General features: G+C 58.2%; 21 protein-coding genes and 1 tRNA gene. 11 read left to right on the forward strand and 11 right to left on the reverse strand.

The window, feature by feature from the left end; translation table 11 throughout:
• Positions 1 to 67: 67 nt before the first annotated feature.
• Positions 68 to 143: transfer RNA gene (locus tag ACN0YL_RS05715), tRNA-Ala, on the reverse strand.
• Positions 144 to 259: 116 nt separating this feature from the next.
• Here ACN0YL_RS05715 and ACN0YL_RS05720 point away from each other — a divergent pair.
• The 7 genes from ACN0YL_RS05720 (at position 260) to ACN0YL_RS05750 (ending at position 4730) form a co-directional block, all read left to right on the forward strand.
• A complete protein-coding gene (locus tag ACN0YL_RS05720; RefSeq protein ID WP_417467836.1) occupies positions 260 to 571 on the forward strand; it encodes a YggT family protein in 312 nt (103 codons plus the stop codon).
• Complete coding sequence (locus ACN0YL_RS05725) at positions 568 to 903, forward strand: DUF167 domain-containing protein (RefSeq protein ID WP_417497323.1); 336 nt, start codon at positions 568 to 570, stop codon at positions 901 to 903. The genes ACN0YL_RS05720 and ACN0YL_RS05725 overlap by 4 nt, the downstream gene beginning before the upstream one ends.
• The gene (gene folD, locus ACN0YL_RS05730) at positions 884 to 1780 is read left to right on the forward strand and encodes a bifunctional methylenetetrahydrofolate dehydrogenase/methenyltetrahydrofolate cyclohydrolase FolD (protein WP_417497324.1); all 897 of its coding nucleotides are present in this window, start codon (positions 884 to 886) and stop codon (positions 1778 to 1780) included. Before ACN0YL_RS05725 ends, folD begins: the two co-directional genes overlap by 20 nt.
• A gap of 73 nt (positions 1781 to 1853) precedes the next feature.
• A complete protein-coding gene (locus ACN0YL_RS05735; protein WP_417467831.1) occupies positions 1854 to 2270 on the forward strand; it encodes a response regulator in 417 nt (138 codons plus the stop codon).
• Between the two features lie 86 nt (positions 2271 to 2356).
• A complete protein-coding gene (locus ACN0YL_RS05740) occupies positions 2357 to 3154 on the forward strand; it encodes a TIGR00266 family protein (RefSeq protein WP_417467829.1) in 798 nt (265 codons plus the stop codon).
• Between the two features lie 61 nt (positions 3155 to 3215).
• The gene (locus ACN0YL_RS05745; protein ID WP_417497325.1) at positions 3216 to 3524 is read left to right on the forward strand and encodes a DUF1244 domain-containing protein; all 309 of its coding nucleotides are present in this window, start codon (positions 3216 to 3218) and stop codon (positions 3522 to 3524) included.
• A gap of 72 nt (positions 3525 to 3596) precedes the next feature.
• Complete coding sequence (locus ACN0YL_RS05750) at positions 3597 to 4730, forward strand: FG-GAP repeat domain-containing protein (protein ID WP_417497326.1); 1134 nt, start codon at positions 3597 to 3599, stop codon at positions 4728 to 4730.
• Between the two features lie 369 nt (positions 4731 to 5099).
• On the opposite strand, the gene ACN0YL_RS05755 is transcribed toward ACN0YL_RS05750, so the two are convergent.
• Positions 5100 to 5591, reverse strand: a complete 492-nt coding sequence (locus ACN0YL_RS05755) for a DUF6941 family protein (RefSeq protein ID WP_417467823.1) — start codon at positions 5589 to 5591, stop codon at positions 5100 to 5102.
• 1038 nt (positions 5592 to 6629) lie between these two features.
• On the opposite strand from ACN0YL_RS05755, the gene ACN0YL_RS05760 reads away from it, so the two are divergent.
• Entirely contained in the window at positions 6630 to 7241 is a 612-nt protein-coding gene (locus ACN0YL_RS05760; RefSeq protein WP_417497327.1) for a hypothetical protein, read from the forward strand.
• Between the two features lie 314 nt (positions 7242 to 7555).
• On the opposite strand, the gene ACN0YL_RS05765 is transcribed toward ACN0YL_RS05760, so the two are convergent.
• Both ACN0YL_RS05765 and ACN0YL_RS05770 read right to left on the reverse strand, forming a co-directional pair.
• Complete coding sequence (locus tag ACN0YL_RS05765) at positions 7556 to 9484, reverse strand: FTR1 family protein (protein WP_417490341.1); 1929 nt, start codon at positions 9482 to 9484, stop codon at positions 7556 to 7558.
• Between the two features lie 184 nt (positions 9485 to 9668).
• Positions 9669 to 10289 carry a cation transporter gene (locus ACN0YL_RS05770; protein ID WP_417467818.1) on the reverse strand — a complete coding sequence of 207 codons (621 nt, stop codon included), beginning with the start codon at positions 10287 to 10289 and terminating at the stop codon, positions 9669 to 9671.
• 63 nt (positions 10290 to 10352) lie between these two features.
• Here ACN0YL_RS05770 and ACN0YL_RS05775 point away from each other — a divergent pair, with 63 nt between their 5' ends.
• Positions 10353 to 10799 carry a MerR family transcriptional regulator gene (locus tag ACN0YL_RS05775; RefSeq protein WP_417467816.1) on the forward strand — a complete coding sequence of 149 codons (447 nt, stop codon included), beginning with the start codon at positions 10353 to 10355 and terminating at the stop codon, positions 10797 to 10799.
• A 3-nt stretch (positions 10800 to 10802) separates the two neighbouring features.
• On the opposite strand, the gene lspA is transcribed toward ACN0YL_RS05775, so the two are convergent.
• The 4 genes from lspA to ACN0YL_RS05795 all read right to left on the reverse strand — a co-directional run bounded on the left by lspA (position 10803) and on the right by ACN0YL_RS05795 (position 17083).
• Positions 10803 to 11327 carry a signal peptidase II gene (gene lspA, locus ACN0YL_RS05780; protein ID WP_417467814.1) on the reverse strand — a complete coding sequence of 175 codons (525 nt, stop codon included), beginning with the start codon at positions 11325 to 11327 and terminating at the stop codon, positions 10803 to 10805.
• A 113-nt stretch (positions 11328 to 11440) separates the two neighbouring features.
• Positions 11441 to 14584, reverse strand: coding sequence for an efflux RND transporter permease subunit (locus ACN0YL_RS05785; protein WP_417467813.1), 3144 nt, complete (start codon positions 14582 to 14584; stop codon positions 11441 to 11443).
• Positions 14568 to 15821 carry an efflux RND transporter periplasmic adaptor subunit gene (locus ACN0YL_RS05790; protein WP_417467811.1) on the reverse strand — a complete coding sequence of 418 codons (1254 nt, stop codon included), beginning with the start codon at positions 15819 to 15821 and terminating at the stop codon, positions 14568 to 14570. Before ACN0YL_RS05790 ends, ACN0YL_RS05785 begins: the two co-directional genes overlap by 17 nt.
• Entirely contained in the window at positions 15818 to 17083 is a 1266-nt protein-coding gene (locus tag ACN0YL_RS05795; RefSeq protein WP_417467809.1) for a TolC family protein, read from the reverse strand. Before ACN0YL_RS05795 ends, ACN0YL_RS05790 begins: the two co-directional genes overlap by 4 nt.
• A 164-nt stretch (positions 17084 to 17247) precedes the next feature.
• On the opposite strand from ACN0YL_RS05795, the gene ACN0YL_RS05800 reads away from it, so the two are divergent.
• Positions 17248 to 17691 carry a hypothetical protein gene (locus ACN0YL_RS05800; RefSeq protein ID WP_417467807.1) on the forward strand — a complete coding sequence of 148 codons (444 nt, stop codon included), beginning with the start codon at positions 17248 to 17250 and terminating at the stop codon, positions 17689 to 17691.
• 679 nt (positions 17692 to 18370) lie between these two features.
• On the opposite strand, the gene ACN0YL_RS05805 is transcribed toward ACN0YL_RS05800, so the two are convergent.
• Both ACN0YL_RS05805 and ACN0YL_RS05810 read right to left on the reverse strand, forming a co-directional pair.
• On the reverse strand, positions 18371 to 19027 hold the full coding sequence (locus ACN0YL_RS05805) for a hypothetical protein (RefSeq protein ID WP_417467806.1): 657 nt from the start codon (positions 19025 to 19027) through the stop codon (positions 18371 to 18373).
• Positions 19024 to 19227 carry a helix-turn-helix transcriptional regulator gene (locus ACN0YL_RS05810; protein WP_417467804.1) on the reverse strand — a complete coding sequence of 68 codons (204 nt, stop codon included), beginning with the start codon at positions 19225 to 19227 and terminating at the stop codon, positions 19024 to 19026. The genes ACN0YL_RS05805 and ACN0YL_RS05810 overlap by 4 nt, the downstream gene beginning before the upstream one ends.
• A 231-nt stretch (positions 19228 to 19458) precedes the next feature.
• Between ACN0YL_RS05810 and ACN0YL_RS05815 the strand changes: the two genes are divergently transcribed.
• Complete coding sequence (locus ACN0YL_RS05815) at positions 19459 to 19653, forward strand: helix-turn-helix transcriptional regulator (RefSeq protein WP_417490342.1); 195 nt, start codon at positions 19459 to 19461, stop codon at positions 19651 to 19653.
• Between the two features lie 9 nt (positions 19654 to 19662).
• Here the strand turns inward: ACN0YL_RS05815 and ACN0YL_RS05820 are convergent, their stop codons facing one another.
• Positions 19663 to 20886 (reverse strand): tyrosine-type recombinase/integrase, encoded by a 1224-nt coding sequence (locus ACN0YL_RS05820; RefSeq protein ID WP_417467802.1) that lies wholly within the window; start codon positions 20884 to 20886, stop codon positions 19663 to 19665.
• Between the last annotated feature and the right edge of the window lie 44 nt (positions 20887 to 20930).

The raw sequence follows: 20930 nt of genomic DNA on the forward strand, positions 1-20930 counted from the left end.
CGGGACATCCTTCGCTCGAATTGAGCGTTGGGCCTGCCCGGCCGTAGCTCGCGCAGCGAGCGAAGGATGGTGGAGCCGAGCGGGATCGAACCGCTGACCTCGTCATTGCGAACGACGCGCTCTCCCAACTGAGCTACGGCCCCGAACCAAGGAGGCGTCAACTACGAGCGTGTGCGGGTGGTGTCAAGCGCTCGCTTCTGGACGCGGGCGGGCGGGGCGGTTACATAGCCCGTCATCGTTTGTCGCTCCGGATTTCGCTATGCCGCTCGAATTGTCCCTTGGCCAGGCCCTGGTGGTCTATTTTCTCAATCCGATCCTTGGCTTGTTGTGGATCGTCGTCATTGTCGGCGTGGTGTTGAGCTGGTTGATCAGCTTCAATGTGGTCAATCCGCACAATCAGCTTGTCGGCATGGTCTGGCGTCTGACCAATACGATTACCGAGCCTCTGCTCCGGCCGATCCGCAGCATTCTGCCGCCGTTTGGCGGGATGGATTTCTCACCGGTCGTGCTGCTGCTGCTGATCTCCTTCGCGCAGGGCTATCTGGTGCCGACTCTCATGCGAGCGCTTTGAGCGGAGCCTGGCTCGAAGACCAGGCAGGTCTGACGCTGCGAGTCCGCCTGTCGCCCAATGCATCGCAGGATGCGGTGGCGGGCGTGGCCGCGACTGCAGACGGCCTGTGTCATCTCGCCGTCCGGGTCCGGGCCGTGCCGGAAAAGGGCAAGGCCAACAAGGCGCTGATTGTCATTTTGTCACGCTTCCTCGGTGTGCCGAAGCGCGATATCGAAGTGATCCGGGGCACGACGTCGCGTTTGAAGACGGTCCGTGTGTCGGCGGATAGAGCGGCGCGGCAGCGAATGTCCGCCCTGCTGGGGGAGATTGAAGATGAGCGCGATGCTGATTGACGGCAAGGCCGTTGCGGCCGAGATCGATGCCCGTGCCGGTCGGGCCGGCGCCGGGCTGGCCCGGACGCTGGGCCGGGCCCCCTGTCTGGCCGTGGTCCTGATCGGAGACGATCCGGCCAGCGATGTCTATGTCCGTTCCAAGGTCAGGCGCACCGAAGCGGCGGGCATGACCTCGATCGAGATCCGGCGGCCGGCCGATATCAGCCAGGCCGAGGTGGTCGAGATCGTTCGCGGCCTCAATATCGACGACACGGTTGACGGTATCCTGGTGCAGATGCCGCTGCCCGGTCATATCGATGCCAATGCCGTGCTGGCCGTGATCGATCCCGGCAAGGATGTCGATGGACTGACCGAGGCCAGTGCCGGCCGCTTGCTGCTCGGCAAGCCGGGGCTGCGGCCCTGTACGCCGGCCGGCTGTGTCTTGCTGGCGGAGCGCGCGATGGGCTCGCTCTCGGGCAAGTCGGTCGTGGTGATCGGGCGGTCCATCCTGGTGGGCAAACCGGCCGCGATGTTGTTCCTCGAACAGAACGCCACCGTCACGATCGCCCATTCGCGCACCCATGATCTGCCCGCACTGGTTCGGACGGCCGATATTGTCGTCGCTGCGGTTGGCCGGCCGGAAATGGTCCGGGGCGACTGGATCAAGCCGGGCGCCTGCGTGCTCGATGTCGGGATCAACCGGATCGATGCACCCGAGCGTGGTGAAGGCCGCACCCGGCTGGTCGGCGATGTCGCGTTTGACGAGGCCGTCGGCCATGCCGGCTGGATCACGCCGGTGCCGGGTGGTATCGGCCCGATGACGATCGCCATGCTGTTGCGTAACACCGTGCTCGCGGCCGCATCCCGGGCCGGGCTTGCGCCGCCTGAGGAGCTTTGACGCCGGACATTCTTGCATCTGTAAACGGTTCAATAACGCAACTCGGCGACACTGGGACGAAGGGAGAGTCCAAATGGCCAATCAGGCACTGCACGTGCTGCATGTGGAAGACGACTTCGCGGACGCGATGCTCGTTCAGCAGGCTGTTTGTGAGGCGGGTGATTTTGACATCTCCTTCGAGGTTGTCCGCACCTTGCGTGAAGCCAAGCAGCGCATGCAGGCCGGCGGGTTTGACCTGATCCTGCTTGATTTGCGCCTGCCGGATTCGGTGCACCCCACCGAGACGCTGGAAGTTGCCCGCAGCACTGCCGGCAATACGCCTGTCCTGGTCCTGTCCGGTTCGATGGCTGTTGATCGCAATCATCTCGGCGGCGAAATTGCCAGCCTCGACAAGAATGCCAGCTTCAAGTCCGAACGCGGCCGCAAGGGCATCAATATCGCCCAGAGCATCCGCAATGCGGTCGACACGGATGACTTTCTGAGCATCTGAGTCCCTGCCATGCCGGGTTTCCGGCACACAGCTTACAATCCCTGCGAATCCCGCGTTATAGTCGCCGCCCAACAAGCGGTGAGGGAATGTCCATGAGCAGTGCGCACGAAATCGATTACAAGATTTGCGGCGAAGATATCCAGTATGTCGAGATCGAGCTGGATCCGGGCGAGACCGTCGTCGCGGAAGCCGGTGCCATGATGTACAAGTCGACCGGCATTGCCATGGAATCGGTATTCGGCGACGGGTCCCAGAAAAACCAGGGATTCATGGGTGCATTGGCCGGTGCCGGCAAGCGGCTCCTGACCGGTGAAAGCCTGTTCATGACCGCCTTCACCCATAACGGCCAGGGCAAGGCCCACGCCGCCTTTGCGGCCCCGTTCCCCGGTACGATCATCGCCGTGCATCTGCCCGATGTCGATGGTGAGCTGATCTGCCAGAAGGACAGTTTTCTCGTTGCCGCCAAAGGGGTCTCGATCGGGATCGCGCTCCAGAAACGCATCATGACCGGTCTGTTCGGCGGCGAAGGTTTCATCATGCAGCGCCTCGAAGGCGATGGCTGGTGCTTCATCCATGCCGGCGGCACGCTGGTCGAGCGCGAGCTGGCAGCCGGTGAGGAAATCCATGTCGATACCGGCTGTGTGGTGGCCTACACCAAGACGGTCGACTTCGAGATCGAGCGCGCCGGCAATATCAAATCGATGATTTTCGGCGGCGAGGGCGTGTTCTTTGCCCGGCTCAAGGGGCCGGGCAAGGTGTGGATGCAATCCATGCCGTTCTCGCGCCTCGCCGGCCGCATCATGGCCAACCTGCCGGTCACCGGTTCCGGACAGGGCGAAGGCTCGGTGCTTGGTCCGCTTGGCAGCATCATTCGCGGTAATTGATCACCGGTTCAGTCGGGGCCTGCCGCGCGGTTGGCCCCGTCTGCCTACAGGAGTCGACACCATGCGACACGAAGATCTGCCCTCAGCCGAACAGGATGCCCTTGACGCAGCGACGTTCCGCCGCCTGCTGGCACATCTCAATGCCAACCGGGATGTCCAGAATATCGACCTGATGATCCTGGCCGGCTTCTGCCGCAATTGCCTCGGCAAATGGTACCAGGCCGCCGCCGATGAGCGCGGCGTCGAACTCGGTGACGAAGCGGCGCGTGAACGCATTTACGGCATGCCCTATGCCGACTGGAAGCGCGATTTCCAGGCCCCGGCCACGCCGGAGCAGCTCGCGGCCATGGCGGCGCGGGACAAGGCCTGAGGCGGTTCGGTAACGGGCGACAGGTTTGGCGCCATGATCTAGTCTGGCGGCGTGTAAAAGGCGGAGATGATGATGTCAGCTTGCTTTGCATTCCGGATGCTGGCGGCCACCCTGCCGGCGCTGGTGCTCGCGTCCGGCGCGGCCCGGGCGCAGACGCCGGTCTATATCGACAGCCCCTTCCTGCTGTTCGACATGAGCGAAAACCTCACCGCTGCGGTCGAGCTGGCCGATATTGATGGCGATGGCGATCTCGATGTCCTCGCCGCCAATGGCCGCCACTGGGCGCAACAGGATTTCGCCTTTCTCAATATTGGCAATGGCCGCCTGCTCGAGGCCTTGCCCGTGGGAGATGCGATGGGCGCGAGCTATGCGATCCGCACCGGGGATCTCGACGGCGATGGTGATCTCGACGCGGCGGTTGCACGCGACAGCCTGCCGGCGCTGGTGTTTCACAATGATGGCCAAGGCCGGTTTGCATTGGCGGGCAGCCTCGAAGGCAGCGGCGGTGCCGTTCGAGCGGCGCTGTTGCAGGACCTGGATGGCGATGGCTGGCCCGATCTGGTCCTGGCGCGCCGACGCGGGGCCAATCTTCTGTTTCGCGGCGATGGTGAAGGCGGATTCGGGCCGGCGGGCGAATTGCCCGGGGCACTGGACGGATCGACCGGTGTGGCGATTGCCGATCTCGACCAGGATGGCGATCCCGACCTCGTCTTTGCCTGCCGCGATGGCAATGCCAGCTATGTCCTGCTGAATGAGGGCGAAGCCCGCTTCGTGCCGGCCGCGCTGGCGGGCAGCGAGGGCGATCACCGCCAGGTCGTGGCGGCGGATTTCACCGGCGATGGCGCGCTTGATATCATTTTCGCCGCCACCGACGGCACCAATGCGCTTTATCGCGGCGATGGCTCAGGCGCCTTCGGCAGCAGCCTCACAATCGGCGAGGCCGGCCGCGCCGTGCAGTCCCTGGCGGCTGCCGATCTTGATGGCGATGGCGATATCGACCTGATCGAGGGTGCGGGAGAACAGCCCAACCGCATCTACTGGAATGATGGCGGCCAGGGCTTCACGGCGATTGAGCTGCAAGACGGGGCCGAGGACACCTATGGCGTCGCGATCGGCGATCTGAACGGCGACGGCCTGCCCGACCTGGTTTTCGCCAATTCAGGAAGCCCCAACCGTGTCATGATCGCGCGCCTGCCGCGGGAGTAGCGGGGGCGGGGAACTGGCAGTTTGTGATCAAGGTTGCGCGCAGTCCTCCTTCGCCGAGGCTTCGGAGGGCATCTCTTCGCCCCCAAGTGCGCGCTGCGGGTGGCTTGCCACCCGAAGCCCGCAGGGCGCCACAAAAACAGGATGGAGAAATGTTGCGCGCGGGCCCTCCTTCGCCAAGTCTTCGGAGGGCACCTCTTCGCCCCAAGTGCGCGCTGCGGGTAGCTTGCCACCCGAAGCCCGCAGGGCGAAGGGTGGTGCCGCATGGGTGACTCGAACTAAGCGGCAATCTCGTTATATTTATCTTTGAAATCAGAACCTTAATGGATTGGCGTTGTCGCGACCCAATAAAAATACCAACAAAGATACCAACTAATTTTTCTTCTTGCGGGCTGCGTTTGCCGTTGCGTTGGTTTGCTTTGGGGCGGCCCGTTCCATTATGGCGGCGGCGGACGCGACATTCTTCGACCGAACAGTTTGCCAGTCCGATTCGCCAGACTTGAACTGAACCACAATTGTTCCGGGCCGCTCAATTTGAACCTGACCGCAGGGCGCAGCGAAATAGTCTTCAGTCACTTCCTCGCCCAATGGTCCGCGTTCTCGCTCGATGCCGGCGCTCACTGAGAAAAGCTCTATACCGTCCGGCTCGAAAAGCGCTCTGGCGGAAAATGGAGCCTTTCCGTCGCCGCGTGAGGCAATTTCGAACCAGCAGGTCAAATCCATAGCGTGCGGAAACTCAGTAACCACAATCTCACCAGTGTAAACACCGATGAGAATAACCTTGCCATTATCTTCGCGGCGCACATCATCACATATAACAACATTGCTGCAGGTTATGGTCAGGGTGTTTTTGTTTTTAGGCATTGTGATCAACGTTCAGGGTTCGTCCATTGGTGCTAGTCAGGTGCGTAGGCGGGCGGCCCTGAAAGGTTATCTGCCCAGTTCTCGTTTGCTGTAGGCTTGCCGCATATGAATGTTCGGATTCTACCCGCACATGATTTGTTGGGTTGGTGCTCGGGTCGAAGATTTCAACCTTAATGCACTGACCCAATCCCCAAACCAAGTCCGCGAGAGACTCAAGCGTGAGGTTGTTGAGGCCCCGTAGCCTGCGATTGACCACAGATCGATTGACGCCCAGCTTCTCCGCAAGGCTCGTTTGGGTTTCGATCCCTTGTTCGTGGCGCTCAGCGTAGGCGTCGCGAATTTGAGATTCGACGTCTGAGACAAGCGAAAGGTAGACCTGCCTTCGATTATCAACGTTGTTTATGTATGACCGCAATTAAGTCTCCCTGCATCATTGTGTTTTCGAGGCCGTGCGCTTTCGCGAAGGCCAGCACTGAGTTCCGTTTTCTATCGTTCAAGCCCTTGTCCAGCTTCGTTTCGGATTCCAATGCCCCCGACACCAAAACCATCACCCTTGGCTCGCAAAACCATCCGTAGATGCGCAGTTTGGGCGGGCGTAGCGTCCACACTCTATCTCTCGTAGGCATCAACCGTCGCAGGTCGCCACCACCGGGGCGCTGGGCACAGCGGAAGTCGCACAGTGTCTGAATCAGATGTTCAACGAGCAATCTTCCACCCACGCTGTGAGTTTTGCTGGTCAAGCTAGGGTGGTTGTCTGACCACTCATCCAGTTCTGGTGCCACATAGAGTGCTCGTTGGGCCACCCTTGTCTCGATGCACGGTAAGGCAAATAGCTCCAACGCCCCCTTAGATATCGCCTGTTGAATTGTTGCCATATAAGTCAACACTACTCAAATTAATATATTGTGATGAATCGTCGCACGCATCATGGCCGCAACTGACGCGGGTGCACAAGGTGAATAACACTACGGCGTCCGGACGCGGCAAAACGGCGAAGAAATATTCAGGCACACATAAACGTTGGTGCGCCCCTAAGTAATGGAGAAGCCGAATGACGCGCATGGTCGCGGGCTTCCGAACTTAGGAAACGCGAATAATAATATGACAGATAACCCAGATAATGATCCCCAAGGCCTAGAAGCTGCAAGAGCAGCCGCAACCGCCTTTTTTAAAGACACGTACCAGACGCTGGTTGATGAAGGACAGGTTGTCCTCCCATACGAGATGGCAATCGCTGGGGTAGAGATGGGGGTCGATGATGACGGCAGCCCTCAATTAGTCGTGTTGCTGCCCGAAAACCTGAATTGGCATATGAGGGGATGGTGGACCGAGGTTTCGAAATTCCCTTTCCCGATCTATGACGAGGGCGGCACTCCGTCAGCCTCTACCCGAAGCCATGTTGAGGTCATGATCTTCGACCGTGATCGCATTTGGCGGAAGATCGGCCCGGATGCCCCACCCATCAAATTCGACGGCACCTACTTCGACCGGCGCCGCGCCGTTCTTCGTTACCGGGAACGGTTGGGAATACTGGATTCAGACGCATCGATGGAACAATTCCACCGACAACTCGCCCGCAGGTTTCCGTCCCCTACTCCGCGATATCCAACGCCGGTAATCGCCGCACGATCTTCATCGTTTCCAGACTGACCGTGATCACCCGCTGGAATAGCTTCAGCGGGTAGGCGGAATCATGCATGGTTTCGGTGGCGTAGAGATTGGCGTCACCCCGGTATCATCCGTCGCTGGGAGGAAGCCGAGCATCCACCGAGTGCGAAACATGTCCCGGCGATTGTCGAATTTCCCGCCGATGATGATTGGCTGGAAGCCGGGTCGTTTTGCCAGAGGCTGACGCGATTTCGAAAATTGCGTGGATGGTCTCAACTGCCACTGTCGCACTCGCTGAACTGTGCCGAGACCTCAATCCCGATGTGGGAGCGCGGCGTACGTCCGAGCCGGACCATTCACGGATTGACCCTCCGGACATTTCTCCAGAATCCGTACGCAATGATGCCCATCAAGAGGAACTGAGCCGCTACCGGCTGTAGCGCCGGGAAGACGCCGAGCATGGCGATACGGGGCACGAATGGCCACGGCGTTATGCCTACCATTCCTGCCTCCTGGAGCCCGGCCACGCCTTTTCCGATCAATATCACCGCCAATATGGCGATAAGGACCGCGCTATAATTGAACAACTTGCCGACGGGCAGCTCGCGGCTGTATCGCAGCATCGCCCACGCAACCGCTGCCAGGAGTAATATGGCGGCGCCCGCGCCTGCCAGAATGGCGGCGCCATTCTGTTCGGTCCAAAGTGCCGCGAAAAACAAGATTGTCTCAAATACCTCTCGGTAGACGACGAGGAAAGCGAGACCGAACAGGAACCAACTCGATCCCCGAGACAGCGCCTCGCTCATGGTTTTCTGGATGTAGCGTTGCCATTCGCCGGCCTGCGACTTGCCATGCATCCAAATACCCACTGACACGAGCACGACTGCCGCGAGCAGAGAGCCGAATCCCTCGGTAAGTTCACGGCTCGCGCCGCTGACGGCTATCAGTTCAGTGGCTACGAACCATGTCGCGGTTCCCACCACCAGCGCTGTGACCCAGCCTGCATGAACGTAGCGTATACCCTCCGGACGCCCCGCTTTGCGCAAAAAGGCGACCATGGCGACGACGATCAGAAGCGCCTCAAGCCCTTCCCGCAGCAAGATCGTCAGGGAGCCCACAAAACTCGACATCCAGTCTCCCGCCCCCTGTTCAAGCACGCCGTCGGCCTGGTCGATTAGACCGCTCAGCTCATCCGCCTGAATTTGCACTTCGGAGGTTGGCGCACCTCGACCAATCGCTGCCCTGAGTGCTCCCATCGAGCGCTCTATCTGAGCCAGGAGTTCCGCATCTCGCATCGCCAATGCCGGCTCAAAAGGCTCGAAACCGTCAAGATATGCAGATAATGCAAGGTCAACTGCCCGATCCCGATCGCCATTCTGATAGGCTGACACGCTTTCTCGCACTCGAGCGCGAGCGACATCGAGCCCCGCCGCTCGACTGGCTGTCGCTCTTCCGGGCATCTGTCGAAGGAATGCTGCTAGGGCAGGAGCCCTTTCGGCGCCCAACTCTCGGTTCAGCTGTGCCGGGGTGATCTGGGTAAGCGCCTCGAGAGTCGAAAGCCGCCGACGCAAGTCCGGCTCGGCATTCCAGATCAACTCGCCTCGGCGTGCGTCCGCATCGGAGAAGGCGAATGCACTGACACGAAAGGCCAATGCCCATTGAGCCGAACTGTCGAGATGCGCGAAGCTCCCCATTGCCGTTCCGTCAACACCTTGATTGATAACTTGGTAGAGACTGAAAACGCTACGCTCCTGAGCCCTGACCAAGTCGGTGAACACGGCTGGTGGCGGGTCCAGACCAGCCGCAACCGGACCGTCACCGTCCCCAGTTGGCCCGTGGCAGGAGGCACATTGATCCGCGTAAAGCGCCGCCGATTGCGACAAGTCGGGCAGGGCGGACGGAGCCAAGGGCACGGGATAGGCGAGCAGCACTTCACGCCCGAGTGCGCGCGCGTGTGCGCCCACGACCTCGGCTGACGCCCGGTCCGCTATCGCGCGCTGTAGCTGATTGGCCAGCCTCACAAGATCGGCTTTGGCACCGGTGGCGGGCAGACCTGCGATCCGTTCGCTTGCGGATTGAGAAAACTCAAGCATCTCGTCATATTCGCCGCGATTAATTACCGCCCCGTCGGAAACCGCTCCGGGATAGTCGACCGCAATATAATCAAGGAGCCGCCAGGCTATCGCCGCGTCGGCCTGTCCAGGAGCAGCAGCTAATGCCGACGCCCCGGTACCAACAGAAAAAAGTAGCGCGATCCCGACGATGATTAGCGTAAACCGATTCACATTCTTGCCTCGCCCTTTAGTCTCACAAGCCTTCAAACTACGCGATATTGTGAGAAGAAATCACGGTGTATACACGCGGTAGCGGTTATTGGATCAAGATGTATTTGACCGCAATTGTGAAACGAATTCACAAAAGCCGTTGCGAAAAAATCTTATGAATTGCTCCACGGGAGCGGCAGTTGTCTCATGAGTGGAGCTCATGGTTCTTCTGCTCAGACAATGCTTGCGCACAAATTAGCCATGCTGAGCGAGAAAAAATACCTGCCAATACGAATGCTATAACAAGATCAGGCCATGCCTCACCAGTGATCGCAACCAGTCCGGCCGCGACCATCACGCCAACATTGCCGATCGCGTCATTTCTTGAACACAGCCACACAGATCGAACGTTGGCGTCGCCATCTTTCCATTTCAGAAGAATGAAAACACTGATCACATTGGCAAGCAGTGCCGCGAAACCAACAATCCCCATCGTCTCAGCGGCAGGCGGTTCGCCCGTAAGCGCGCGAAAGAGCGTCATGCCCAGGACCGCAATCGCAATCGCAAACAGCAACCCACCTTTGAATAATGCTGCCTTCGAACGAAGGGCGAGACTTGAGCCAATAACCAACAAGCTGATGCTGTAGGTCATCGAATCGCCGGCAAAGTCGAGCGCGTCCGCTATCAGAGCTTGCGAACCGGACGCAAACCCGGCCAATGCCTCGACGAAAAACATTGCGCTATTGATCAAAATTACAGCCCAGAGTGCCCGGCGATAAGCCGGTGAAGCGCCGTCGAATTTTTGATCGTTTGAACAGGAACTCATATTCTTGACCCGGTAATTGATCTGGAGTCTACTTTCTACAGCGACTGTAGAAGCAAGGTAAAAATGAAGCGGGATTTCACAATCGGCGAAGCGGCAAACGCCTCTGGCGTAAAAGTGACAACGATACGCTATTACGAGAGCACCGGCTTGATGCCCGAGCCACGCCGTGTGGAAAGCGGGCGTCGTGTGTACAGTCAAGGTGCTGTGGGTCTGCTGGGCTTTATTCGGCACGCACGCGACTTGGGATTTTCCGTGGAGGCCATTAGGGGGCTGCTCGACCTCCAGGACAACCCGGGCACAGATTGCACGAGGGCGGATGAGCTTGCCCGTCACCATCTCCTTGGGACCCGCAAGCGCATTGAACAGTTGCGCGCCCTGGAGCGCGAGCTGGAACGAATGATTGAAGGCTGTTCAGGCGGAGAGGTCGGAACGTGCGAAATCGTCAATAGTCTCTTTGATCATTCCAGATGCCTCTCTGACCACAAACACAATATGGCCAGCAAACAGTAGAGCCTATTGCTCAACTTCCTGCGATGCCTGCGGTCTTAGTTTCCATCCGGCGAGCAATAGCATGACGCCGCAAAAGACGAACACATCTGCCAGATTGAACGTCGGCCATCGGATCGCGTGCAGGCCAAAGTCCAAATAGTCGGTCACCGCTCCATCTCCGAGCCGATCAATGGCGTTGGCAAAACCGCCAGCCGCGAAGAATAATCCCGCGGCATTGACCAATTTCGATTTCTGCCGGGCGGTCCAGCCTAGGGCGAACGCCACAAGGACGACTGCGACGCATGCAAGTAGAACCGGTGTGAGCCAGAACGAACTGTCCAGCAGCCCGAAACTCACACCTCGATTGTGACCCAGCGTGAGATTGAGGCCGGGGAATATTGGGATTGAGGCGCCCAAGGTCCCAAGCCCTCGCTCAACATAGAATTTGATCACCAAATCCAATCCGGTCAGCGCCGCCACGCCAACCAGCTGTGAAGGACGAAGCTGCCGAAGGCCAATCAATGTTGGTCGGATGAAATTAGAGTTCATAAGGAGTACTCCGTCCCTACTAACCCGGCTGGGTTTAATCATGGATAGTTGAGCGAACAGACCCGGGCATTTTCTAGAGTGCGCCAAAACGCCCGGGCTGCGAAGCTCGCTAGCTACGACGCCGACAAATGATCGGTATCGCTGTTCAAGGTGTGGGGTGCGAACCACTTGTAGACCGCTGGCAACACCAACAGGGTCAGCACGGTCGACGTCACCAAGCCTCCGATCACCACGGCAGCAAGTGGCCGCTGCACCTCTGAACCGATACCGGACGCGAACATGAGTGGCATGAGCCCGAGGCCTGTCGTGGTCGCGGTCATCAGCACGGGTTGAACACGGCGCACGGCGGCCTCGACCGAGAACACATCAATGTCCAGCCGTTCCTTGGCGAGACGGTCCAGGAATGAGACTAGAACCATGCCATTGCCGAGGGCGATGCCGAACAGAGCGATGAACCCTACAGTCGCGGGTACCGACAAATTCTGACCCGTGAGCCAGAGAGCCGCGATGCCGCCGACCAGTGCCAGTGGCACGTTCGCCATGATCAGAAGCGCACTTTTCAACCGGCCAAAGCTGAACAGCAGCAGCAGGAAGACGACCCCGAGTGTGATCGGGATCACAACCGCGAAACGGGCATTCGCTTGTTGCTGAAGCTCGAACTGTCCGCCCCACTCGATGAAGTATCCTGGCGGAAGCTCGATATTGGCAGCCACGGCCCGTTGGCCGTCTTCAACGAAGGACCCGATATCACGCTCACGCACATTGGTTTGGGTGGTGATGTAGCGCTGGCCGTTTTCACGGGTGATCTGACGCGGCCCCTCGATCCGCTCCACTAACGCGACCCGGCCGAGCGGAATTGTCACATCGCCGGGGCCATTGAGGACGATCCGGCTGATCCGCTCTGCGCTCAATCGATCTTCTTCGCGATATCGCACGATGATGTCGAAACGCCGCACGCCTTCGAACACCTGGCCGGCCTGCGAGCCACCAATCGCGGTTCGCACGACAGCCAGCACATCCTCAACATTCAGGCCAAATCGGCTGATTGCGTCGCGGTCTACCGAAATCCGCAATTGCGGGGCGCCGGTGACCTGGTCGGTTTGGACGTCAGCCGCGCCCGGGACATCGCGGATCACATTCGCAATCTGTGCCGCATACTGCTCCAGGACAGCCATATCCTCACCGAACAATTTGATCGCGAGGTCTGCCTTCGTGCCCGTCAACAACTCATCGGTTGCCGCAGCAATCGGTTGCGTGAAATTGAACCGGGCAGCAGGGAACGCCTCAAAACTCTCACTCATCATCGCGAGCAATTCATCCTGGGATCGTGCCGAAACCCATTGGTCGCGAGGCGCCAGCGCCACGAAGGCTTCAGCGCTATTGACAGGGTCGGCATGAGCACCAACCTCGCCGCGGCCAATTCGGGTGACAATTCGCTCTACCTCCGGAAAGCTGGAGAGCAATTGTTGTTCGAACCGCGTGACCGTGTCTCGTGCCTCCGGCAACGAGATCGACGGCGCCATGGTGAGGCGCACCAGCAGGTCGCCCTCATTCATTCGCGGTGTGAACTCTGAACCCAATCGAGGGAAGATCGCCCCGCCCACGAGCAGCATGACACCCGCCAGCGTGAGCGCAGCCCATCGCTTGTGAACGAAAAATCGGATCAATGGTGCAAAATAGCGTTCGTAGAAATCAGGCCCGTCTGAGTTTGCCGAGCTTCGACCCAATTTGAGCCCGGCCATCGAGGCAGCCGGGGCCAGAAGAACCGCAAAAACAAGCGAGCCCGCCATCGCAAAGACCACCGCGAAGGCCAGCGGCCTGAAGGTTTTTCCTTCCACGCCTTGCAGCGTCAAAATTGGCACAAACACGATCACGACGATCAGGATTGCAAAGATAAGCGGCTGAAGAACTTCAGCACACGCCTTGGCGATGAGTGTTCGTTTGTCGGCCTTGTCATCCGTTGAACTCAAGATACGGTTGACGTTTTCCACGATGACAACGGCACCATCCACCATCATCCCGATGGCGATTGCGATTCCACCCAGCGACATAAGGTTGGCAGAGACACCGAAGGCCTGCATGGCCAGAAGTGCAAAACCGACAGAGAATGGGATGGAAGCCACGACGATGAGACTTGGTCGCCATCCCCGAAGGAAGAAGAACAAGATCGCCGCGACGAGCAGTGCGCCTTGCCACAGCGCCGTGGTCACAGTCCCAACCGCAGCCTCGACGAGTTCCGACTGGTCGTAGTAAGGCACGGCCGTGACACCGGGCGGCAGCGATTCATTGATCCGCTCCAGCCGTTCATGCACGCTCGCGATCACCTCATTGGTGTTTGCCCCGAGTAGTTTGAGCACGAGCCCGGCGACCACTTCGCCTTGCCCATTCATCGTTGCCATGCCCTGCCGGGGAGCTCCACCAAGTTCAATGGATGCGATGTCACTCACCCGGACCGGAACGCCATCTTCAACCTTGACGATGATCTCGGACAAATCATGAATGCCCTGGGCCAGGCCCACCGCCCGGACGGTGTATTGCTCGCCATTCTCAACGAGAAACTGAGCGCCTGCATTGGCATTATTGTTTTCGACGGCAGTGACGATCTCTTCAATCGCAAGCCCGTATCTCAACAGGGCCTCCGGCCTGACATTGATCTGATATTGCTGCTCGAAGCCGCCAAGGGACAAAACTTCGGTCACGCCGCGGACCGTCTGAAGGTTGAGCTTGATCTGCCAGTCTTGCAGGGTTCTCAGCTGTATGCCGTCAAGCGTCTCATCGTCGGTTTCCAGGAAATAGAAGAGAATTTGACCAAGCCCGGTCGTAATCGGACCCATGCCTGGATCGCCGAAGCCTTGCGGTATCTCTTCACGCGCTTGTTGCAGGCGCTCTCCGACGAGCTGGCGTGCCCAGTAGATATCGGCCCCGTCTTCAAAATAGATATTGACCACCGACAATCCGAAATTCGACGTCGAGCGAACTTCACGTAGACGAGGCAGGCCGTTCATTGATGTTTCGATGGGAAAGGTGACGTATCGCTCGACCTCTTCAGGCGCGAGCCCCTCGGTTTCGGTAAACACTTGAACGAGCGTCGGCGTCACATCGGGAAAGGCATCGACGGGCATCGACCGAAAGGTAATGATGCCGCCGATCAGGACGAGTGCAAAAGTGAGCGCCGCAAGAAGCCGTCCGCCCGCAATGCGGTGCAGAAGGGTCGTCAAGCCGCTGGCCGGTTGGGTTTCTTTAGTGTGCGTGTCCATCGTCGAACTCCCCTTTCTGCAATTCTGCTTTCAACGAAAATGTCCCCGTGATGGCGATCAATTCGCTGGGCGAAACACCCGACAGGATTTCGGCGAACTGTTCAGAGCGGCGGCCAAGTTGAACGCTTCTGACCTCAAAGCCGTCATCGCTGCGGACAAAAACCACGGATCGACCGTCAATGGTCTGCAAGGCCGAAACTGGCACTCGGACCACCGAAACCGCGTCGGAAGCCACTGCGAACACGGTCACGAACATGCCTGGGCGAAGCCGGTCGCCAGCGTTAGCGATTACGACGCGGGCTCTGCCGGTTCGCGTTCGCTCACCAATTTGCGGGCTTACGAAATCGATGGTGGATTCAATCGGGGCCACGCCATCACCTGGATCAATGGAAACCGCAGCACCGGCCCGTAACCGCCCCAAATCCCCACCGTAGATCGCTGCATCAACCCAGACTGAGCTGGTATTCGCGATGATGAAGGCAGGCGGTTGCCCGCCTTCTTCCAGCACTTCCCCGAGCACGGCGTGCCGCTCAATGATTGTTCCAGCGATTGGGGCCGCCAGTTCGTATCGTGTCAAAGAGAGGTTCGTCGTAGCATTCACCCGGGGCAGAGTGCTCGCGTCCACCCCAAGGGCATCAAGCTGTTGGCCTGCGCTTCTGACAACGATGCGCGCCTCTTCCAGCGCTTGCCGGGCGTTGAGAAAATCCTGCTCTGCGGAGATTTGCCGTTCCCACAGGCGTTCCTCACGTTGATAGGAACTCTCAGCGAGGTCCAATCTTGCCCGTGCTGACAGGTAGGCGGCTTTCGCGTCGGCGAGCGGGCGACTGTTCAGAATCGCGAGAATGTCGCCGGCTTCGACGCGGTCGCCCTCCGCAACACTGACGCTTTGAACCACACCGGAAACCCGAGGCGATACGTGGGCAAGATGGTTTTGGTCGAACCCGACTTCACCGGGTAGTTCCAAAACGCCATCGACGGCACCAGTTGTGACCGCTTCAACCGTAATGCCCAGGGCACTGAATTGATCTTCGCTGAGATGGACCTCAGGGTTTGCGCCACGGCCGCCCGGCTCCGCATGGTTGTCTTCAAGGTTGCCCTCATGTTGGGCGCCATCAGTGTCTGAGTGTGGCGCGGCACCGGTTGAGTGCTGATCTCTGTCTTGATTGCCCGGTGAGCACGCGGCCAAAGCAAGCATGCTGACCGTTACCGCTAGAAGATTGGTTTTGAACAGTGTCATTGTGCTGCCTCCGTGGAGTTTGGCGCGGCCAATTGGTTGAGTTGCGGCGTTCCGGCGAGCGCATCCAGTTCGATGGCGGCACTCGCGAGTTCGGCGCGTGCGGAAATCAGATTGATGCGTGCGTCAAAATAGGATCGCTGGATATCGAGCAAATTGAGTACATCAAGCGCCCCTTCCCGGTAGGCAAATTGAGCGCCCTCCAGGGCTGTTTGGGTGGCGGGCAGGATGTTCTCGTCGAGCAGGGAGAATGTGGTTCGTGCCCGTTCCAGTCGCCCCGCTGCAGCGGCGAACCGGGCCATCAGCGTGCGGCGAGAAGCGTCTTCGTCAAAACGGGCACCGTTCTCACGCGATGCCGCCGCGGCAACGCCGCCCTGATTGCGATTGAGCAGCGGGATCGGCATTTCCAACGTCGCGATGAATGCCGATTCGTCGGTGCCACCATAGCGACGCCAGCCGGCGCCAACGGTTAGATCGGGAATTGCTTCGGCCCGTTCTCGTCGAATTTCCTGGCTTCGAGCGAGGGTCACCGCTCGCAAGCTCACAAGCTCCGGATTATTGGAAATCCAGTCAGCCGGCGCTGCCGTGCGATAATTGATCACATCGAGCGATTGCAAGGGCGATTCAAGAGCGACGTCGACCGGGATACCAGACCAGATTGCGTAGAGCCGGTTGCGCGCCTGTCGTTGGGCATTCTCCGCGTCCCGAGCGGCAATGGTCGCCAAGCCTACCAGTATCTCCGCTCGACTGCGCTCGATTGGCGAGGCCCGCCCTGCCTCAACTCGGGCGAGAATGGCAGCTGATGAACTATTGGCGAGTTCCAATAATTCCAGGCGAACAGTGTAGGTCTCTGAAGCGGCAAACGTCGCAATATATGCCTGTGCGGTACTTGCCAGAAGATCGCTACGTGTCTGGGCCAGATCGGCTCGGGCCGCGTGAGCCCAGGCTGTGGTTACGTCGCGGGCTCGCGCTCGATCTCCGCCCATCGGGATAGTTTGCCTGACCGAAAGCGTCGTGTCGGCATCACCGATTGCCCGTCGATCACCACCGAAATCTTCAAAGTCAGCACTAAGTGTCGGATTATCCCACAGGCCGACCTGTCGGGCTTCAGCTTCAATCGCCCGGAGTTCGGCGTTCGCGGCTTCGATTATCGGGTTGTTGTCTAACGCAAGTCGCAGCGTTTGGGACAGGTTGATATGCGTTGCTGCAGCGTCTTGCGCTCCAGCAGATTCAATGGAGATCGCGGCAAGCATAATCGCAGCCACGGTGCTCCGACCCAGCCAAATTGGCCAGACGTCACTGATTGTATTCATAAAATTGGATTCCGATTGTTGGTTTCAGCTGGACGGGTTGTTCAGACTGAAATTCAAATCGGTGGCTGGTAGGGCGGTTCGGTCGCGGATCGCGGCGCACGGTCAGAATAGGCCGGATGGGCACCCAAGTGACGTTCGGCTGGAGGCGTAATCGCTCCAAGGCGAAGATCAACAGCATGGTGGCAGGCGCCGCAGGCATGGAGGGCATGCTGACCATGGTCGGATTGCGGCTCATCGTCCCTGTCGAGGGAAACGATTTCATGGTGGTCCAGATTTGGCGTCGCGGCCACACCCGCTTCACTCGCGAATGCCACGAGAAAGAGTGCCGCTATGATTGCCCGAAGATAGACCATATCCGCAGTTACATTGTCCCGTGGTGCGAAGCAAGCGCGGCGCCGATCATGATGCCGCCGGGCTTGGCCCTACCTGTCAGACCGTTTCGCCCCCAGCCGGTGCGGCGTTCGAATTGCGTTCCGGTCCATCATATTCCCGACGCCACACTGGTATTGGTAGAGGCCTGCGGCGACCAGGGCTGGGTTGGGGAAGCCTGCCGTGTCTAGCTTGGCAAGGGCTTGCCTCGATCCGCCACAACCATCTTCGATCCGCCCCGACAGCGGGCGAGAACTTGCGCCGCAGATGAAGCTTACTCGAACCGAAAACTGGGCTCGTCACGGGGCCCCTTCAGGATTGAAGCAATTTGATGAGTGAAACGCTCATGACTGGATCGCTCAATTTCTTGCGAAATTTTTGGACCGACCAATCAATATCGCAGGTAACCTGGCTGCTAAATCGCCCTCGTTATCGGCGACTATTTTTCAGATTATTGATTGGAAATGTGTGGACAATTTCGTCGATATTCTTGTTCGAAACGATGAATAGATGGCCACTGATGGCGTTGAATATTACCAGTGAACGTACAATGTCATCAAAAAATTAAACAAATACATCGGCATCTTTTCATCAATATCAACACTATTATTGTCGTCCACTATCACCGTATTATATTAGATGTTTGAAACAATATTACTTTACATGATTTTGGCGGCGTCAGTGTTAATTTGTTACATCAATAGAAGAAGTAATGCTATAACAAATTAATAGAATACTATTTGCACATAAGTTGATTGTGTGCATTGATTTTACCAAATACTTAGTTCAACGAGTTGTGCATGTCGTTACGTACATTCAGCAAGCAAGTTGACTGCAGGTCGGACCAACGTCGTCCCGACCGGGGTGTGTCTAGGTCAGGGCCGTGCCGTCCGGCAGTGTCCCGCAGGTTTCGCCAAGCATTTCGAACGCAAACTTCGTGCAATACCGAACCGTGTTGGAGACCTCGGCAGGGCGGACCGTCTGGATGTCTATAGCCAGATGCCGGTGGGTGGCCTGAGCGCCAGACCGGTTGGACAATGCATTCGCAAGCTTGCTACGGAACCGGCCTTCGTTTGCCTGAAATCGAAGGATTTCATCCGAGTCATCAGTCGAGAAGATGGCATGGATATGCATTGGAATCTCACGTCCAGTGGATTTGGAGCGCTTTTCGGGAACAATAAGGCAAGGGGTTGATTGCTCGCCACGTTTGTATGCGTGCTTGGAATGCACAGTCTCGTTGTAGATATGCTTCACGAGACGACAGGTCTTTCCGATGGCGTGTCCCGCAAATGCGTTGAAGCGCGAAACTCTTTCGATGCCGCCGGCAGGTGCGAGCCCTAGCGTGACCATGATCCCATGGTCTGGCCAACCCATTTCGGCAAAGTGTTCACTCGTCCAATGACAGCTTTGGAAGAGGTCCCGGTTGTAGGGCAGCTGATCCGACTGCGTGGGAAGCCATGCTCCGCAGTTGGACTGGAGGATGCCGGATTGGACCGTTGACGCATTCGTGTTGAGAATATGGGTCATGCCGGCACCCCAGCGCCGCAATGTCGGGCAGATTCAGGCGGGCGGGCGAGTATCCAGTCCTCGACCTCGTGGTCGTGCCACGCCAACCGCTTCTCAAGCAGTCGAACTGGGGCCGGGAAAGTTCCATTACGCACAGAACGGCGAATAGAGGACTTGCTCAGCGTAGTAGTGCAAGCGACGTCATTTATAGAAAGTAACATAGTAGTTCTCCGTGGTTACAGAACTACTTATGGCTACAGATGACGCATCTTCACGGTTTTCGCAAATAAATCGTAAGAAAATGCAGTTGCTTCGAAAATCGCAAGCCGCTGATAAGCTTGATCATTGCAATCAAAATTCGTGGTGCCGAAGCAATTTCGGCGACTTGCAGCGAAATGAGGGCGGTTTGTCCTATGATGACTGCATACCATCAATTCCCTGAGACAACGCCCATGACCGAACGAATACTAATCACGACCGCCGAATTCTGTGAAACCTGCCGAATCTCCCGCAGCACGTTCTACCGCCTCCGGGCCAGCGACGCCGATTTTCCACAATGTGTTGAATATGGGGTCCGGTCCGTCCGGTACCGCCTAGTTGATGTCAACGGGTATATTGAATCGAAATTGCGTCCCGTCGCCGCTTAGTCAGGTGGCCTATGCCTGATGTCCGGCGACTTCGGGCGCGGACTGCTTAGTGCAGTATTCATCATGCAGGGCATCCAGCTTGTCGGCGTACCACTGCATCATCTCGGTTCGATCCCGAAGGTAATCGGCCGCATTGTAGGCGGCTCGGACTGAGTTGCCTTCGACGTGTGCCAACTGGGCTTCAATCCAATCTGGTGCGAAATGGGCGTTGTTGAGTATGGTGGATGCCGTTGTTCTGAATCCGTGTGATGTATGGCGGTCCTTATAGCCAAGTCTCCAAAGGGCTTGGTTTAGCGTGTTCTCGCAGAGCGGCACTTCCTTGAAGGCTGATCGGAACACCCATGGTGATTCAGGGTTCAGCAGCTTGAGCTTTTCAATCAATATCAATGCCTGTCGCGAGAGTGGGACCACGTGGGGTCGCTTCTTCTTCATACGGTCCGCGGGAAGCGCCCACCGGGCATTCTGAAGGTCGATCTCTTCCCATCTTGCAAATCGCAATTCCCCGGGCCGCAGAAATGTCAAAGCGCACATTTCAAGTCCGTAGCGTGTCACGGCCTGTCCCGAGTATCGCCTACAGTCGAAGATCAATTGACCGACCTCATCTGGTGCGGTGATCCCCGGGTGGTGTTCTGGACCATTCGTCGGAATGGCCTTCGGAATCTCTACCGCGACATTATTTTCGACCCTGCCGGTCGCGACAGCGTAGTTCAATACGTCAATAATGAACCGGGCAGTCCGCCGCGCCTTGTCGAAAGTCTGCTTGCGGGTGTGGACTTCGACGGCCAAGTGGGCGCTTCGGGCGGTTATCTTGGCAACTGGCGTCTTCCGAAATTCGGCGCCGGTCGCCTCGAGCGTCCAGCGGTATTTTGAAACAGTCGGTGGCTTCCGGCCATCGAGGATGCGTTTGTCAATGAACTCATTCGCGACAACCTCGAACGAGGAATGCTGTGTCTCTTCTGCCTGCCGCTTGCGTTCACGCTTCAGCGCCGCCGGGTCATCGCCGTTCGCTAGTTCCCTTTTCACTTCCTCGCGAAGTTCGCGAGCCTCTTTCAGGCTGACGGTCGGATATGGACCGAACGAGATCGTCCTTTGCTTGCCATGATATCGATAGGCCTTCTGCCAGAGTTTGCCGCCGGCCTTTGTAACGAGCAGGTACAGGCCGCCGCCATCGCGATGTTTTTTGGCAAACCCTGTTGAGGACAGGTTCTTGATCTTTAAATCGTTCAGCAGCATGCCGTCTCCGGTCTCAAAACACCAACACCAATACCAACAAAAAT

Origin of the sequence: Maricaulis sp., from assembly GCF_048269565.1 — a bacterium.
In the GTDB taxonomy this organism is placed as follows: Bacteria; Pseudomonadota; Alphaproteobacteria; order Caulobacterales; family Maricaulaceae; genus Maricaulis.

Coding starts and splice junctions, on each gene's coding strand:
- lspA (WP_417467814.1), bottom strand. CDS start 11,327: ATGAACTCTAATTTCATCCGACCAACATTGATTGGCCTTCGGCAGCTT.
- ACN0YL_RS05760 (WP_417497327.1), top strand. CDS start 6,630: ATGGAGAAGCCGAATGACGCGCATGGTCGCGGGCTTCCGAACTTAGGA.
- ACN0YL_RS05770 (WP_417467818.1), bottom strand. CDS start 10,289: ATGAGTTCCTGTTCAAACGATCAAAAATTCGACGGCGCTTCACCGGCT.
- ACN0YL_RS05805 (WP_417467806.1), bottom strand. CDS start 19,027: ATGACCCATATTCTCAACACGAATGCGTCAACGGTCCAATCCGGCATC.
- ACN0YL_RS05820 (WP_417467802.1), bottom strand. CDS start 20,886: ATGCTGCTGAACGATTTAAAGATCAAGAACCTGTCCTCAACAGGGTTT.
- ACN0YL_RS05720 (WP_417467836.1), top strand. CDS start 260: ATGCCGCTCGAATTGTCCCTTGGCCAGGCCCTGGTGGTCTATTTTCTC.
- ACN0YL_RS05750 (WP_417497326.1), top strand. CDS start 3,597: ATGTCAGCTTGCTTTGCATTCCGGATGCTGGCGGCCACCCTGCCGGCG.
- ACN0YL_RS05815 (WP_417490342.1), top strand. CDS start 19,459: ATGACCGAACGAATACTAATCACGACCGCCGAATTCTGTGAAACCTGC.
- ACN0YL_RS05740 (WP_417467829.1), top strand. CDS start 2,357: ATGTCCATGAGCAGTGCGCACGAAATCGATTACAAGATTTGCGGCGAA.
- ACN0YL_RS05800 (WP_417467807.1), top strand. CDS start 17,248: ATGGGCACCCAAGTGACGTTCGGCTGGAGGCGTAATCGCTCCAAGGCG.
- ACN0YL_RS05775 (WP_417467816.1), top strand. CDS start 10,353: ATGAAGCGGGATTTCACAATCGGCGAAGCGGCAAACGCCTCTGGCGTA.
- ACN0YL_RS05735 (WP_417467831.1), top strand. CDS start 1,854: ATGGCCAATCAGGCACTGCACGTGCTGCATGTGGAAGACGACTTCGCG.
- ACN0YL_RS05810 (WP_417467804.1), bottom strand. CDS start 19,227: ATGTTACTTTCTATAAATGACGTCGCTTGCACTACTACGCTGAGCAAG.
- ACN0YL_RS05745 (WP_417497325.1), top strand. CDS start 3,216: ATGCGACACGAAGATCTGCCCTCAGCCGAACAGGATGCCCTTGACGCA.
- ACN0YL_RS05755 (WP_417467823.1), bottom strand. CDS start 5,591: ATGCCTAAAAACAAAAACACCCTGACCATAACCTGCAGCAATGTTGTT.
- ACN0YL_RS05790 (WP_417467811.1), bottom strand. CDS start 15,821: ATGACACTGTTCAAAACCAATCTTCTAGCGGTAACGGTCAGCATGCTT.
- ACN0YL_RS05785 (WP_417467813.1), bottom strand. CDS start 14,584: ATGGACACGCACACTAAAGAAACCCAACCGGCCAGCGGCTTGACGACC.
- folD (WP_417497324.1), top strand. CDS start 884: ATGAGCGCGATGCTGATTGACGGCAAGGCCGTTGCGGCCGAGATCGAT.